The sequence below is a fragment of the Pseudomonas sp. GM84 genome (assembly GCF_000282535.1).
In the GTDB taxonomy this organism is placed as follows: domain Bacteria; phylum Pseudomonadota; class Gammaproteobacteria; order Pseudomonadales; family Pseudomonadaceae; genus Aquipseudomonas.
In genome coordinates, this window is sequence record NZ_AKJC01000123.1 from 33,214 (window position 1) to 49,491 (window position 16,278).

Consider the following 16,278-nt stretch of genomic DNA (forward strand, 5'->3'; position numbering starts at 1 on the left):
GAGCCTAGGAAAACTGTGGCAGGTCTACTGTAATCCACTGCCGTTTTTGGCTGGGTACGCAATACGTTGATGCGTAGGACTTGTCATGGGCTGAGCTGTTCCAGCACTTTCTTCGCCAGCAGATGCGTAGAGTTTGGATTTTGCCCTGTGATCAGACGTTCGTCGGCGACCACGAATGGCGCCCAGGGATCGTCATGTTTGCTGTAAATACCTCCGCGAGCCCCCATTTCGTTTTCGGTCAGGAACGGTACGACCTTGTCCAGTTCGACAAGCTTTTCCTCGGTATTGGAGAAGCCTGTGACCTTACGGTCCTTGAGCAACAGCGTGTTGTCGCTGAGCTTGATGTTCAGCAGGCCCACCACGCCATGACACACTGCAGCGATGATGCCCTTGTTTTCGTAGATTCTGCGCGCCAGCTCCTGCAACGGCTGATTATCAGGGAAGTCATACATCACCCCATGCCCGCCGGTGTAGTAAATGACGCTGTAGTCCTCGGCCTTGACCATGCCCGGTGGCAGCGAGGCGCCCAGGCGATTCATGAACGACTTGTCGTCGTACCATTGCCAGTCCAGTTCTGGCGCCAATTGCAGGCTGTGTGGGTCGATCGGCACATAGCCGCCCTCGGGGCTTACATAGTCAACGCTGTACCCCGCTTTTTGCACCACATCAACGAAATGCACGGCTTCACCCAGCCACAGGCCGGTGGCCCGGTTCAGTTCCGGGTACTTGGCGGTGTTGGTCAACACCACGAGAATTTTCTTGCTCATCACCACACTCCGGTCTGTAGTAATAAGGAAAGTTGCGCCATGACGCACTGAAACCTAGTGAGCATAGCTGCCGGATGCAGGTACGCACACCAATAGTGGCTGTGTGCTACTGTTGTTGGGGGGCCATTACCCGTGAATATTCTGCTGATTCAATGGCGAGCCCTTTGCGCATACCAGGGATTTTGGCGCTGAAAGAGGAACAGATGATGTGCGAATCGCTTGTTTATTCAGCGTTACCGTGGAATCACGACAATGGTCGCTAAAAACGGTCGGAGCAAATTGTCGGCGCAGCGCATCCAATTGACTTCGTTGGCCACATCGACCAGCGGTATGGGCGAGTTGATCGCCGCACATGATTGGCAGCGAACCGCGCTTGGGCCATTGCCGTTGTGGCAGGCGCCGTTACGTTTGGCGGTCGACGCGATGCTCATGTCGCCCTTTCCCAGCGCTGTGGTCTGGGGCCCAGACCTGACGGTGATTCACAACACGGCGTACGTGAGGTTGCTCGATGGCCTGAACGCTGCCCTGGGCAAGCGATTCGACGCGTTGTGGGAAAAAAACTGGGAAGAGGTGGGGCCGTGGGTGTTCAAGGCACTGCAGGGCCATGCCAGCTTTGTCGAAGACCAACCGCTGTGGGTCGTTTCCGCCAATGACGGTGTCAAGGCCTGGTACGCCTTCAGCTATACGCCGATCTGCGACGAGCAGCGGGAAGTGGCGGGGTTTCTGCACACGGTCATCGAAACCACCGCCAGTGTCGATGCGCTGAACAATTGGCGTGAGCAGGCCCAGGCCTTCGAGCAGCAGATCAAGCGCTATCTGGTCGATCGCGAATCGATCTGGCAACTGTCACGCGATGCCATGATCACCGTGACCCGCGACCTCCGGTTGCAGGCGGCCAACCCCGCCTGGCTGCGTATTCTCGGCTGGACCATGGCCGAGGTGCATGACATCCCGATCCTGCAGCTGGTGCACCCGGCCGACCGGGCCGAAGTAGAAGTGGCGGTGATCGATTTCGTGCGTGACCAGGGCGCCGAACAGTTGGAAACCCGCCTGCGCCATAGCGATGGGCATTATCGGTGGTTCCGCTGGACGGCCAAGTTCGACGGTACCTTTCTGACCGCCGTAGGGCGTGACATCACCGATGACCGCGAGGAGGCGATGCGCCAGTCTCAGGCGCTGCTGCGCGGCAACCAGCAACTGGAAGTGGTGAGCCACCTGGCAGGCGGCATGGCCCATGAGATGAACAACTTGTTGTCGGGCATCAGTGGCAGCCTGGAGTTGCTGCAGCGACGGCTGAGCCAAGGGCGCCTGGAGCGGATCGATCATTATGTCGTCCTGGCCCGCGATTCGGTCCAGCGTGCCATGACCCTCACCCACCGTCTGCTGGCCTTTTCCCGTCACCAGCCGCTTTCACCGAAACCGCTCGATATCAACCGCCAACTGTCAACCATGGAACCTTTGCTGCACCAGGTATTGGGGGCGGAGATGCGCTTGCTCTGGCAGATGGACGTGGAGCCTTGGGCAGTCTGCCTGGATGACTCGCAACTGGAAACGACCCTGGTCAACCTGTGTGCCAATGCGCGCGATGCCTGCCTGGGGCGTGGCACTGTGACGGTACGCACGACCAACACGCGTCTGACTGCCGCTTTTCCCGATGAAGCGGGTCTGCAGCCGGGCGACTACGTCGCCGTGCACTTCTCGGACGATGGCCATGGCATGCCGGCCGAAGACGTGGCCAGGGCGTTCGAACCGTTTTTCACCACCAAGCCCGTCGGGCGCGGGGCCGGGCTGGGGCTGCCGATGATCCATGGGTTCGTCGGCCAGTCCGGTGGCTACATGTGGATCGAGTCCGTCCAGGATCAAGGAACAACGATTTCCATGCTGTTTCCCCGTTGTGCCGAAGCCATCCCTGAAGTGCCGCCTGTACGTGTGCCGACCGTACTGCGGGCCAATGGGCAGCGTGTGCTGCTGGTGGACGATGAGCACAACCTGCGCCTGTTGATGCGTGAATACCTTCGCGAACGGGGTTTCGAGGTGTGTGACGTCACAGATGCCAATTCGGCGTTGGATCGCTTCCGTCACAAGGGGTCCTTCGATCTGGTCATCACCGATATCGGTTTGCCGGGCGGGTTCAGCGGGCGCCAGGTCGCCAGGGCGATGCGCATGATCAAACCGGAACAGAAGATTCTGTTCATCACCGGCTATACCCACCCCACCTTGGAATCGCAGCTGCTCGACGCGCCCGGTACAGCGCTGTTGCTCAAACCTTTCCCGCTGGAGACCCTGGCCGACCAGGCGATGCTGATGCTCACCGAATGAACCCGATCAACGGCCACCGAGCATCTGCGCGATCTGTGCCTGCAGCTGCTTGAGTTCGAACGGCTTGCAGATCAGTTGCATGCCCGGGGCGAGAAAGCCCTCCCGGGCTGTTGCGGTTTCAGCGTAACCGGTGATGAACAGCACCGGCAGTTGTGGGCGCAAGGTGCGGGCGATTTCTGCCAGCTGGCGGCCGTTCATGCCCGGCAGACCAACGTCGCTGACCAGCAGGTCGATGGCTTCGCCGGATCCCAATATCTGCAGCGCTTCGCTGGCATTGCTGGCGCTATGGCAGGGGAAACCGTCCTCCTGCAGGGTCTGGTGCAACAGTTGGCGCACATGCGGGTCATCTTCGACCAGCAATACACAACGCCCGTTGCCGCCCTTAGGCGGCGCTGGCGTCGTTTTCTGCACCGGCGTGCGACCGTGATGGCGGGGCATGAACAGTTCTACTCGCGTGCCATGGCCGATCTGGCTGTGCAGCACCACATGGCCGTGGGATTGTTTGCTGAAGCCGTACACCATCGACAGGCCCAGCCCGATACCCTGGCCGACCGGCTTGGTGCTGAAGAACGGCTCGAAGGCATGCTCCAGAGTGCTTTCCGACATGCCCTGGCCTTCATCGATGACGCTCAGGCAAGCATAATCGCCGGCGCTCAAGCCGGTGCCCGCCAGTTGTTGGGTCCGGACCTGCCGGTTACTCGCCTCGATACGCAGTAGGCCGCCGCTGGGCATGGCTTCACAGGCGTTCAGCAACAGGTTGTCGATGGCTTCCTGCAGCTGTGTCTGGTCTGCCTGTACCGGCCAAAGGTCGGGGGCCAGCTGCAGTTGCAGGTTCACGCTGGCCGTGAGCACTGATTTCAGGCGCTGCGTCTGTAGCAATGTGGGCAGGTCGATGCACTGGTTGTGCAGCGACTGGCGGGACGAAAACGCCAACAACCGGTGGGTGAGCTGGGCCGCGCGCGACACCGCTTCCAGGCCCATGTGCAGGACGCCCTCCAGGCCCTCGCAGCGCCCCTGTTTCAAGCGCCGGTCGATCAGCTCGAAACTGCCGCCAATACTGGTCAGCAGGTTGTTGAAGTCGTGCGCCACACCGCCTGCCAATTGGCCGATCGCTTCCATCTTGCGGGCCTGGTGCTTGGCCAGCGCTTCACGCTGCTGCGCTTCGCTGCGAGCGTCCAGGCGCTGCTGCAGATCCATTAACTGATCACGTGCCAGGTATTGGCGCCGGCGGGTGCGCAGGGCGGTCTGGATCAGTTGCAGCAGTTGCGCTTCTTCGAACGGCATGACCAGCAGGGTCAGGTTGCCCAGCGGGTGATCGGCGGGCGTGGTGGTAGTGGTCGAGGTCGCGGTGAGCATCACGATCGGCAGGTCGGACCACTTGGGTTGCTGGTCGATGAATTGCTGCAGAACAGCCCCAGGGCTTTCGTTCAGTGTGTTTTCGGCGATGATCGCCAGCCCTGCGCCTTCGACCAGACCCGCCTGCAGGCCGGACATGTCGCGGGCGCACAGGCTTTGCACACCCGCGGCCGTCAGCAGCCGCGAAGTGTCTGTGGCAACCTGCGTTGGCGCCAGGATCACGGCACGTTCGTCCAGTGACACAGAACTGGCCAATGCGTATCTCCTTTGACAGTGGGCAAGGCCGATGCTGGGTCATGCCGTCAGGGGTCCGATACCCACTGGACCACAGCCACTTGCCAAGGGTTCAACGCAACTACAGGCCCTGCTGCAGATACGGATCGTCCGGGTTCTGCCGCTCCAGTTCGGCCAGCAGTACTTGCACGTTCTGCAGTTGCCCGGTCTCTTTCCAGTACTCGATGAGCAATACCCGTGCGGCGCGGTTGGCCGGTTGCCGGCTGAGCAGGGTTTCCAGTTGCTTTTGCGCCGCATCGGCCTGCTCCAGGTCGTGCAGGGTCACCGCCAGGGTATAGCGATAAGCGGCGTTGTCCGGCTCCAGCTCGACGGCGCGCGACAAGGCAAGCAGGGCATATTCGCGCTGATCGTGGCGGATCAGCCAGCGCCCCAGCTGGTTTTGCAGGAACGCCGAGTCCGGGCGCAAGGCCAGCGCCTTGGCCAGTACCTGCCTGGACTGGTCATGGTGACCCTGGCGTTCGAGCAGGCGGACCTGGGTGGCCAGCGCATCGAGGCTGTCCGGGTCCACTGCGAGGCTGCGTTGCAAGGCGATGGATGCCTGCGTGTAATCATTTTCGTGCAGGTACAGACGCGCCAGGTGCACTTGCGCTGCGGCGTCGTCGGGTTGTTGCTCCAACACCTGCTGGTACTGCTCCAATGCCGCTTGCAGCGGGCCGAAATACAGGCCGATGGCGTCGGGGTCGAGGCCCAGCAGGGCATCGACCGCGGCAAACCGCACGCTTTGCTCGTCATCGTCCAGCAGCGGCCCCAGTATCAGGCTGCGCTGCGCGGCCGGGACCAGGCGGCGAAGACTGGCGATGGCGGCGCGGCGCACCAGCGGTTCATCGGCGTCCAGCCCCGCACGCGCCAGTTTCAGCGCTTGTGGAGAGGGGTAGTTGGGCAGTTCGGCAAACAGCGCGGCACGGCGGATCGGTGCCAGGTCGTCACGTTGCAGTTGCTGGTACAACACCCGCGCGGCGCCCGGTCGGCCTTCGTGGGCCATGCGCAAGGCCTTGGCATAGCTGTGCGCAGGCAGGACCGGTGGCGCTGTCGGGGTATCCCGCCGAAGGTAGCCGATGGTGACCGATACCAGGATCAGCAGCAGCAAGGCGATCAGGTAGCGGTGGCGTATGGGCATCGTGCGAACCATGGCGGTGGGAGGGAAGAGCTTGGGGCAGAATGCCGTGGGCTGCAAGCACCGTGGCTTGCCGGCGATAAGGCCCGTGCAGCCCACATAAAAAAGCCCCGCGGGCCAAGGCCTGCGGGGCAAAAGGTTGGGAGAGACCAACCAAAGGAGTCGTTGCAAAGGGGAGGTTCAGCGCGCGCTGGCGACCGTTTCGGGCTGCCAGCCGCCGCCGAGCGCCTTGTAGATCGACACGATGCCGCGATACAGCTCGACTTCGCCCACGGCCTGGGCATCTTCGGCGCTCAGCCGTTCACGTTCGGCATCGAGCAGCACCAGGTAGTCCACCGTGCCTTCGCGATAGCGCACCGAAGCCAGCTCCGCCGCCTTGCGGCTGCTGTCGCTCTGGCGCATCAGTGACAACAGCCGCTGCTGGGTCTTGTCGTAGTCGCTGAAGGCGTTGGCCGATTCTTCCAGGGCCAGCAGCACCTGCTGTTCATAGCTGGCCAGGGCCCCTTCGGCATCGGCCTTGGCGCCGCGCAGGCGGGCCCGCACGCTGCCCAGGTCGAATGCCGCCCAGGTGATGCTCGGCCCCAGCGCCCAGGCATTGGCCGCCGCCGAACCGATCTGCGAACCGCGTGCCGCGGTAAAGCCGAGGAAGCCACTGAGGCTCACCCGAGGGAACAGGTCGGCGGTGGCCACGCCGACATTGGCGGTGGCTGCCGCCAGCTGGCGCTCGGCGCTGCGGATATCCGGGCGACGGCGCAGCAGCTCGCCGGGGTCGCCCACCGGCAGGGCCTTGGCGATTGCGGGCAGGGCCTTGGGCGAAAGGTCCACGCTCAAGGCGTCCGGACGCTGGCCGAGCAGGGTGGCGATGCGGTGGCGAGCCCTTGCCTGTTCAGCCTGCAGTTGCGGCACGGTGGCCTCGACCCCGGCCAGACGCGCATCGGCACGCACCACGTCGAGTTCGTTGCCGACCCCGGCGTCACGCAGGGTCACGGTGATGTTGCGCGACTCTTCCTGGGTCTTGAGGTTGGCCACGGCGATCTTCTCGCGCAGTTGCGCCCCGCGCAGCTGGCCGTAGGCGTCGACCAGCTCGGCGATCAGGCTGACCTGCAGCTGTTGCAGGTCGGCCTGGGCGGCCGCTTCCTGGGCTTCGCTGGCTTCGATCTGGCGCTGGATGCGGCCGAACAGGTCGAGCTCCCAGGCCATGTCCAGGCCCAGGTCGTAGCGTTCGCTGTTGACCCGCTGGTCGGTCTGGCCAGGGATCTGGCCCTTGCCGATTTCGCTGCTGACGCGGCTGGTGACCACCGGCAACTGGTCGTTGGCGGCGTCATCGCGGATCGCCCGTGCCGACTTGAGCCGGGCAAAGGCCACCCGCAGGTCGCGGTTGCCGTCCAGCGATGCCTGCACCAGCTGGTTCAGCACCGGGTCGTCGAACTGCTTCCACCACACGCTCTCGAAGCGGCTGCGGTCGAAGGCCTTGGCTTGCAGCTCGGTATCGACACGTGCAGGCTCGGTGTCCGGCGCCTTGTAGTCAGGGCCTACCGCACAGGCCGCCAGGGCCAGGGCCAGCAGGCTCGGGGTCAGGGGTTTGAGCAGGTTCATGCGTGGCTCTCCAGCGAGTGAGCGCGTTCGGCCTTGCGGGCCTGGCGACGCTCGACGAAACGGCGGATCAGGAAGAAGAACACCGGGGTCAGGAACAGCCCGAACACGGTCACACCGATCATCCCCGAGAACACCGCGACACCCATGGCATGGCGCATTTCAGAACCGGCACCGGAGGAGAACACCAGCGGTACCACGCCCATGATGAAGGCGATGGAGGTCATCAGGATCGGCCGCAGACGCAGGCGGCAGGCTTCCAGCACCGCAGCCAGAGGGTCCAGCCCCTTGGCCTGTTCGTCCTTGGCGAACTCGACGATCAGGATCGCGTTCTTGCACGCCAGGCCCACCAGCACGATCAGGCCGATCTGGGTGAAGATGTTGTTGTCGCCACCCGAGACGATCACCCCGGTAATGGCCGACAGCAGAGTCATCGGCACGATCAGGATCACCGCCAGCGGCAGGCTCCAGCTCTCGTACTGGGCCGCCAGTACCAGGAACGCCAGCAGTACGCAGAGCGGGAACACCAGCAGGGCGGTATTGCCCGAGAGGATCTGCTGGTAGGTCAGGTCGGTCCACTCGAAGGTCATGCCGTTGGGCAGTTCTTCCTTGAGCAGCTTCTCGATGGCCGCTTCAGCCTGGCCGGAGCTGTAGCCCGGTGCTGCCGCGCCATTGATTTCCGCCGTGATGAAGCCGTTGTAGTGCATCACCCGATCGGGCCCGGAGGTGTCGCTGACCTTGAGGAAGGTCGCCAGCGGGATCATCTCGCCGAGGTTGTTGCGCACCTTCAACTGGCCAATCTGTTCGGCATCGAGGCGGAACTGCTGCTCGGCCTGGACGTTGACCTGGTAGGTGCGGCCAAAGCGGTTGAAGTCGTTGGTGTACAGCGAGCCCAGGTAGACCTGCAAGGTGTCGAAGATATCGTTGATGGCCACGCCGTGGGTCTTGGCCTTTTCCCGGTCGATGGCGGCATCGACCTGCGGCACGTTGACCTGATAGCTGGTGAACAGCCCCGCCAGTTCCGGCACGTTCTGGCTCTTGGCGATGATGTTCTGGGTTTCCTTGTACAGCGCTTCGTAGCCCAGGTTGCCACGGTCCTCGATCTGCAGGCGGAAACCACCAATGGTGCCCAGGCCCTGTACCGGCGGCGGTGGGAAGATGGCGATGTAGGCGTCCTGGATGTCGACGAACTGGGCGTTCAGCGCGGCGGCGATGGCGGCGGCCGACTGGCTCGGGTCCTTGCGCTCGTCGAACGGCTTGAGCGGGGTGAACACGATGCCGCTGTTCGGGCTGTTGGTGAAGCCGTTGATCGACAGGCCAGGGAAGGCGACCGAGTCGGCAACACCGGGTTGCTTCAGGGCAATTTCGCTCATGCGCTTGATCACCGCCTCCGTGCGGTCGAGGCTGGCGGCGTCAGGCAACTGGGCGAAGGCCACCAGGTACTGCTTGTCCTGGGCCGGCACGAAACCGGTCGGGGTGGACGAGAAGCCCAGGTAGGTCAGGCCCATGAGGCCGGCATAGACGAACAGGGCGATGCCGCTGGAACGGATGACCCGGCGCACGCCGCCGACGTAGCGGTGGCTGGCGCGATCGAAGAAGCGGTTGAACGGGGCGAACAGCCAGCTGCCCAGCAGTTTGTCGAGGAACCGCGAGAACCGGTCCTTGGGTGCATGGTGGTCCTTGAGCAATACGGCAGCCAGGGCCGGCGACAGGGTCAGCGAGTTGAACGCCGAGATCACGGTGGAGATGGCGATGGTCAGGGCGAACTGCTTGTAGAACTGCCCGGTAAGGCCGGAGATGAACGCGGCAGGTACGAACACGGCGCACAGCACCAGTGCCGTGGCGATGATCGGCCCGGTCACTTCGCTCATGGCCTTTTGCGTGGCCTCCAGCGGTTTCAGGCCCAGCCCGATATTGCGTTCGACGTTCTCCACCACAACGATGGCGTCGTCCACCACGATACCGATGGCCAATACCAGCCCGAACAGCGACAGGGCGTTGAGCGAGAAGCCGAACAGGTGCATCACCGCGAAGGTACCGATCAGCGACACCGGCACGGCCAGCAACGGGATGATCGAGGCGCGCCAGGTCTGCAGGAACAGGATCACCACCAGCACCACCAGCACCAGCGCTTCGAACAGGGTGTGCACCACCGCTTCGATGGAGCCGCGTACGAAGATGGTCGGGTCGTAGACGATGCTGTAGTCCATCCCCTCGGGAAAGTCCTTCTTCAGCTCGGCCATCTTCGCCCGCACTTCATCGGAGATTTCGATGGCGTTGGAGCCTGGGCGCTGGAAGATCGGGATGGCCACCGCCGGCTGGTTGTTCAGCAGCGAACGCAGGGCGTACTGGCTGGAGCCGAGTTCGACCCGGGCGATGTCCTTCAGGCGGGTGATTTCGCCATCTTTACCTGCACGAACGATGATGTTCTCGAACTCTTCCTCGTTGACCAAGCGACCCTGGGTGTTGATCGACAGCTGGAAGCTGGTCGAACCAGGGGCGGGCGGGGCGCCCAGCTGGCCGGCGGCGACCTGGCGGTTCTGCTCGCGGATGGCGGCGACCACGTCACTGGCGGTCAGGTTGCGCGAGGCGGTCTTGTTCGGGTCGAGCCACACACGCAGCGAGTAGTCGCCCATGCCGAACAGCTGCACATCGCCCACGCCGCCCAGGCGTGCCAGTTCATCCTTGATGTTGAGGATGGCGTAGTTGGACAGGTAGAGCATGTCGTAGCGGTTGTCCGGCGAGGTCAGGTGCACGACCATGGTCAGGTCGGGCGAGGCCTTGTCGACGGTGATGCCGATCCGTGTCACTTCCTCCGGCAGCTTGGGCTGGGTGCGGGTGACGCGGTTCTGCACCTGCACCTGCGCGTTGTCGAGGTCCGTGCCCAGGGCGAAGGTGATGGTCAGGGTCAGCTTGCCGTCGGCGGTGGACTGCGAGGACATGTACAGCATGTTCTCGACACCGGTGATGGCCTGCTCCAGGGGCGCGGCGACGGTTTCGCCGATGACCTTGGGATTGGCGCCCGGGAAGTTGGCACGCACCACCACGGTGGGCGGTACCACTTCCGGGTATTCGCTGATCGGCAGCTGGAACAGCGAGATGGTGCCCGCGATCAGCAGTACCAGCGACAGCACGGCAGCGAAGATCGGCCGGGTAATGAAGAATTTCGAAAAGTTCATCGGTGTGATCCCTTAACCGCGCGGCGACTGGGCGCTGGCGACTTTCTCAGTGGAGCCCGCTACCTTCTGCGCGGTGTTGCTGGCCTCGAGGGCCTGGCGCTGCTGGGCGAGGGCGGCGAGGGTCTGTTCGCTGGCCATCGGTGCCTCGATCGGGGTTACCGGCGAGCCTGGGCGAACCCGTTGCAGGCCCCTGACCACGATGCGGTCGTCCTTGGCCAGGCCGCTGCGCACGATGCGCAGGCCTTCGAGCTTAGGCCCCAGTTCGACGGCGCGGTAGGTCGCCTTGTTGTCCTTGTCCATGACCAGCACGAACTTCTTGCCAAGGTCGGTGCCGACCGCTTCATCGTTGATCAGCATGGCGTCGTACTGGGCGCTGCCGACCAGTTTCAGGCGCGCATACAGGCCCGGGGTGAACTGGCCGTCGCGGTTGTCGAACACGGCGCGGCCACGGATGGTGCCGGTGCGCGGGTTGACCTGGTTGTCGACGAAGTTCATCTGGCCCAGGTGCGGGTTGCCGGTTTCGCTGGTCAGGCCGAGGTACACCGGGGTGCTCTGGCCGCGCTGGCCGTCGCGCGCCAGTTGGGTGTACTTGAGGTACACGCGCTCGTCGGCGTCGAAGTAGGCGTACACCTTGTCGGTGGAGACCACGCTGGTCAGCGGCGTGACATCGGCGCTGACGATGTTGCCGGCGGTGAACTGGGCGCGGCTGACGCGGCCACTGATCGGCGCGGTGACGCGGGTGAAGCTCAGGTTCAGGCGCGCCAGGTCGAGCTGGGCCTGGATCGCGTCGACCCCGGCGCGGGCTTCGGCGGCGGCGCTGCTGCGCGATTCGGCAAGCTCGGCGGAGATCGCGTTGCTGTCGCGCAGACGCTCGCCACGGCGAGCTTCGTTGGCGCTGCGAATGGCAGTGGCCTTGGCCTGCTGCAGCTGCGCTTCGAGGCGGCGGACTTCAGCCTGGAACGGGCGTGGGTCGATCTGGAACAGCAGGTCGCCTTTCTTGACCTGGGCGCCCTCGGTGAAGGCCACCAGGTCGATCTGGCCGGAGACCCGTGGGCGTACTTCGACGGTTTCCGGGGCTTCGAGGCGGCCGGTGAATTCGTCCCATTCGTTGATCGGCTGTTCGATCACCTTGGCCACGCTGACCTTTGGCGCGGCGGGCGCCTGCACAGCGTCCGGGGTTCGGCCACAAGCGCTGAGCACCACCACTGCGAGGGCAGCGAGGGGGAAGCGCAAGGGTTTGAGTGAGTGGTCCATGGAGAACTCCGCCAAGATATTAGTAGTGGGCGGAGTGTGAGTGCCTTGCGCGCGGCGCACGAATCGAACGCAGCGAAGGTTATTATCACGGGCAATGATATGTCGGCATGTTTCATCGATGGCGGGCATGGTAGGGTGCCCGTGCCGGCCCTTTCGCGGGACAAGCCCGCTCCCACAAGTTCTCCACTACCTCAGGTAGTGCGCAGTTGTTGTGGGAGCGGGCTTGTCCCGCGAAGAGGCCGGCACAGACATCCTGCATGTGATCCAAGGCGCAATCGTGAACACCACCCCCAAATTCCCCAGTCCCCTCGGCATCGTCTGGCTGGGCGTACTGCAAATCCTGGTCTGGGGCGGTTCCTTCTTCCTCATGGCGGTCATGGCCGACCCGATCAGCCGCGACACCGGCTGGCCCAGTCAATGGGTCTACGGCGCACTTTCGCTGAGCCTGATGGTTTCGGCCCTGTTGGCCCCACTGAGCAGCCGTCTGGTCGCCCGCTACGGCGGCCGCCCGCAAATGGCCGCCAGCGGCGCTGTGGTCGCGCTGGGCCTGCTGATCATGGCCGCCAGCCACAACCTGGCGTTGTTCCTGCTGGCCTGGGCAGTGATTGGCGTGGGCATGGCCATGGGGCTCTACGAAGCCCTGTTTTCCACCCTCGGCGGGTTGTATGGGGAGGGTGCAGGCAAGGCCATCACCGGCATCACCCTGATCGCCGGTTTCGCCTCGACCCTGTCCTGGCCCATCGTGGCACTGGCCATCGAGCACCTGGGCTGGCGGGTGACCTGCGTCGGCTACGCGCTGGTGTTGATCGTGGTGGTGGCGCCGCTGTACTGGCGGGTCCTGCCCGCAGGTGGACGGGTCGAGCCGCGCAAGCAACAGCAGAGCGCTGACGGGGGCGAGGTGGACCGTCAGCTCTACCTGCTGCTGACCAGCCTGTTCGCCATTGGCGCGATCATCATGACGGCCATTGCCGTGCAGCTGGTGGCCGTGCTGCAGGGCCTCGGGCATTCGCTACCGGCGGCCATCGGCCTGGCCGCGATGCTCGGCCCCAGCCAGGTGGCCTCGCGGGTGCTGCAGATTCTTGCAGGCAAGCGGCATCCGGTCTGGACGGCGCTGGCCTGGGTGAGCCTGGTGCTGGTCGGCCTGCTGCTGGTCACGCTGGTGCCGGCGGCCACCGCCGTGGGCCTGCTGGTGTTCGGTTGCGGCAATGGTCTGCGGGCGATCGTGCGGGGGTTGCTGCCGCTGGCGATGATGCCACCTGCGCAATACGTGCTGCTGATGGGGCGCATGTCGCGGCCATCGCTGATCGGGCAGGCGTTGACGCCGCTGGTGGGGGGTTACCTGTTCGAGCATTTTGGCGCGATGGGGGTGCTGGTAACGCTGTGCCTGCTGGCGTTGGTCAACGTGGGCTTGGTGCTGGCAGTGTTGCGCAGGGTACGGCGCAGCGCCTGCTCGGGTTGAAGCATCCGACCAGCCGCATTGGCGCGCCGGCGCCGGGTGCACTAGCGTTTTGTTCAACTTCGCCAGCAGCGTTCATCGCGCTGGGTCTGCGAACATCGACGTCAGTCCTCCCTCGCTGTGAGACCAGACACCTATGCAGGACCCGCGCCCGAACCCGACGCTGCCCCTGGAATACTGTGCCGAACGGCCGATCGTCAGCGACTTCCTGCAGCAGGCGAAGCGTGCGCCCGATGCCCCGGCGATCATCGGCGAGCGCGCAAGCTGCAGCTATCAGCAGTTGCAGCGGATCAGCCAGGGCATCGCCAGCTTCTTGCTCGAACACGGTACCGCTGGCACCGACCGGGTGCTGATCGTCTGCAGCCGCGGCGCCGGCCTGGTCTACGCCATGCTCGGCGCGCTACGCGCCGGCTTGCCCTTCAGCGTGGTCGATGTGGCCTACCCGGCAGCCCGCATCGCGCAGCTGGTCGATAGCCTGGAGCCGGCCTTCATCCTGCTCTGTGGCGATGCACAGGTCGCCCTCCCGGCAGGCCGTAGCCCGGCGCAGCTTGTCCGGGTACCGGAAGCACCCGCCCAGGCCTTGCAGCAGTTCCCCGAGCAGTCCAGGACCCTGCCCGAAATCGATGCCAGCCGTCCCGCCTATATCACGTTCACCTCCGGCAGCACCGGCACCCCCAAAGGGGTCGTGACCCATCACGCCCCCTTGGTGCATTTCATCGACTGGCATGTGCGCCGCCACGGTTTCACCGAGCGTGATCGCTTTTCGCTGCTCTCGGGGCTGGGGCACGACCCGGTCTACCGGGATATCTTCACGCCCTTGTCGATTGGCGCGGCGGTGGTCTGTCCGGCTCAGTGCACACTCATCCATCCGGCGCAGCTGGCAGCCTGGATACGTCACCATGGCATCTCGGTCATCCACCTGACACCGCCCCTGGGCAAGCTGATCGCGACCGGCGCGAGCATCGACCCGCAGCCGTTCGGTCAACTGCGCTGGCTGTTCTGGGGCGGCGATGCACTGAGCCCCACGCTCTACCAGACGATGCGAACGATCGCACCCAATGCCACCAGCGTGAATTTCTATGGCACCACGGAAACGCCGCAGGCGATGGTGTTCCATCAACTCGATGGGCAGCCTGGGCAGACGGCGATACCGCTGGGCAAAGGCATCGACGACGCCCAGGTGCTGGTGGTGGGCGAACAGCAACAGTTGGTCGGCGAAGGCGAGGTGGGCGAAATCCTTATCCGCAGCCCGTACCTGTCGATGGGTTACTGGCGGGACGCGGCGCTGACTGCGGAAAAGTTCGTGGTCAATCCGTTTACCGGCGCGCAGGGCGATACCTGCTACCGCACGGGCGACCTGGGCACCTATCTGCCTGACGGCAGTGTCGCCTTCCTCGGCCGGGCCGACTGCCAGGTGAAGATTCGCGGCCATCGCATCGAGCTGGCAGAAATCGAAAGCGTGCTCGCCCGGCAGCCGCAGATCGAGCAGTGCGTGGTCGTGGCCAGCGCCGACAGTGCAGCACCAAGGCTGATCGCCTACTGCGTCGCGCGATCCACTGTTGCGCCTGCGCAGTTGCGCGAGACCCTCGCAGCGCAGTTGCCGGACTACATGGTGCCCGCGCAGTTCGTGTTCATCGAGGCGATACCGCTGACACCCAATGGCAAGATCGATCGGCGGGCATTGCCGGCACCCTCCGATGGCCTGGGGACATCGGAGGGTGCCAGCGAGGCGCTGACGCCTTTGACGAAAAAATTGGCCGATGCCTGGGCCAAGATACTCCAGGTGCCGCGCATCGATGCCAACTTGAGCTTCGTAGAGCTGGGCGGCGATTCGTTGTCGTTCGTCCAGGCTTCGATGGTGCTCGAAGAACTCATCGGGCAATTGCCGGCGCGCTGGGAACTGATCCCGGTGAAACGGCTGGCCGAACTGGCCGGTCAGGCCAAGGCGCCCAGGCACGCACTGCGGGCGATGGAGATGCCGGTATTGATGCGCATGTTGTCGATCCTGCTGATCGTCATGGGGCACCTGGGCGTGCTCGGCAAGGGGGTGATCACGGGCGAAACCACCGCGCTGTTCCTGGTGTCCGGCATCGGCCTTGCCAGGTTCCAGGTCAACGCGATCAATGAGCGCGGCGACGCCCGTGTGCTGCTCAAGTCGATGCTCGCCATCGCGTTGCCAACCGTGCTGTATACCGCGCTGGTGCAGTGCCTGTTCGACAAGGTGCACTGGCAATCGCTGCTGCTGATTTCCAACTGGTTCCCTGCCGAACTGGTAGGCCATTTCAGCTACTGGTACATCGAAGTGCTGGTGCAGATGCTGCTGATCGTCGGCCTGGTCCTGTCGATCAGGCCGGTGCGCCTGCTGATCATGGCCGACCCGTTCCGCCATCTGTTGCTGGCCGCGTGCGTCCTGCTGGTGACGGACCTCGTGCTCGGCCGCTGGGTGTTCGACGCCACGCCGCTTTACAACCGCGTCCCCCAGCATTACCTGGCGGCCATGGTGCTGGGCATGGCCGTGCAGTACGCCGATTCGACGTCGCGCAAATGGCTGGCCAGTGCGGTGGCCGTGGTGGTGATCGGCGAACTGGAGATCGTCGCCATCGCAGGCTATGGCTGGGATGCGTGGCTGAGCGGGGTGCATATCGACATCGCCTTGCCGGCGGTGCTGGCGCTGATCTGGTTCAGGTCGGTGCCGGTACCCGCTGCTGTGGCACGGGCCGGTGCGCTGATTGCCTCGTCGACCCTGTTCATCTACCTGACCCATTACCAGTTCCAGTCCGTGGCCCGGCGTATCAGCGATCAGCCGCTGGTCGCCGTGGCCGTGGCCATCGTCGGCGGCATCCTGGTGGCCTACTGTTGGAACGCTTCGCTGGGCCTGGTCCTGAAACGCTGGAGCCGGGCACGCAAGAAGCGCGCGGCCGATACCCTGGAACCTGTCGCTTGAGC

General features: G+C 64.2%; 10 protein-coding genes. 3 read left to right on the forward strand and 7 right to left on the reverse strand.

All coding sequences use genetic code 11. From position 1 onward, the window contains the following. Nucleotides 1-83 precede the first annotated feature (83 nt). Together PMI38_RS10955 and PMI38_RS27510 are read right to left on the reverse strand one after the other, a co-directional pair. Nucleotides 84-767 (reverse strand): type 1 glutamine amidotransferase domain-containing protein, encoded by a 684-nt coding sequence (locus tag PMI38_RS10955; protein ID WP_008093778.1) that lies wholly within the window; start codon nucleotides 765-767, stop codon nucleotides 84-86. A 233-nt stretch (nucleotides 768-1,000) separates the two neighbouring features. After that, entirely contained in the window at nucleotides 1,001-1,198 is a 198-nt protein-coding gene (locus PMI38_RS27510; protein WP_238540183.1) for a hypothetical protein, read from the reverse strand. On the opposite strand from PMI38_RS27510, the gene PMI38_RS10960 reads away from it, so the two are divergent. Beyond that, the gene (locus PMI38_RS10960) at nucleotides 1,197-3,086 is read left to right on the forward strand and encodes a hybrid sensor histidine kinase/response regulator (protein ID WP_238540184.1); all 1,890 of its coding nucleotides are present in this window, start codon (nucleotides 1,197-1,199) and stop codon (nucleotides 3,084-3,086) included. The two genes, PMI38_RS27510 and PMI38_RS10960, sit on opposite strands and share 2 nt — an antisense overlap. A gap of 6 nt (nucleotides 3,087-3,092) precedes the next feature. Here the strand turns inward: PMI38_RS10960 and PMI38_RS10965 are convergent, their stop codons facing one another. From PMI38_RS10965 to mexE, 5 genes are all read right to left on the reverse strand, one after another. Continuing rightward, nucleotides 3,093-4,697, reverse strand: a complete 1,605-nt coding sequence (locus PMI38_RS10965; RefSeq protein WP_008093780.1) for a response regulator — start codon at nucleotides 4,695-4,697, stop codon at nucleotides 3,093-3,095. A 100-nt stretch (nucleotides 4,698-4,797) separates the two neighbouring features. Further along, nucleotides 4,798-5,853, reverse strand: coding sequence for a tetratricopeptide repeat protein (locus PMI38_RS10970; RefSeq protein WP_008093781.1), 1,056 nt, complete (start codon nucleotides 5,851-5,853; stop codon nucleotides 4,798-4,800). 177 nt (nucleotides 5,854-6,030) lie between these two features. Further along, the gene (locus tag PMI38_RS10975) at nucleotides 6,031-7,446 is read right to left on the reverse strand and encodes an efflux transporter outer membrane subunit (RefSeq protein ID WP_008093782.1); all 1,416 of its coding nucleotides are present in this window, start codon (nucleotides 7,444-7,446) and stop codon (nucleotides 6,031-6,033) included. Continuing rightward, nucleotides 7,443-10,622, reverse strand: coding sequence for an efflux RND transporter permease subunit (locus PMI38_RS10980; RefSeq protein ID WP_008093783.1), 3,180 nt, complete (start codon nucleotides 10,620-10,622; stop codon nucleotides 7,443-7,445). Before PMI38_RS10980 ends, PMI38_RS10975 begins: the two co-directional genes overlap by 4 nt. A gap of 12 nt (nucleotides 10,623-10,634) precedes the next feature. Next, on the reverse strand, nucleotides 10,635-11,876 hold the full coding sequence (mexE, locus tag PMI38_RS10985) for a multidrug efflux RND transporter periplasmic adaptor subunit MexE (protein WP_008093784.1): 1,242 nt from the start codon (nucleotides 11,874-11,876) through the stop codon (nucleotides 10,635-10,637). 277 nt (nucleotides 11,877-12,153) lie between these two features. Between mexE and PMI38_RS10990 the strand changes: the two genes are divergently transcribed. Further along, nucleotides 12,154-13,335, forward strand: coding sequence for an MFS transporter (locus tag PMI38_RS10990; RefSeq protein WP_081502529.1), 1,182 nt, complete (start codon nucleotides 12,154-12,156; stop codon nucleotides 13,333-13,335). Between the two features lie 133 nt (nucleotides 13,336-13,468). Further along, on the forward strand, nucleotides 13,469-16,276 hold the full coding sequence (locus PMI38_RS10995; RefSeq protein ID WP_008093786.1) for an amino acid adenylation domain-containing protein: 2,808 nt from the start codon (nucleotides 13,469-13,471) through the stop codon (nucleotides 16,274-16,276). The last annotated feature ends 2 nt before the right edge of the window (nucleotides 16,277-16,278 follow it).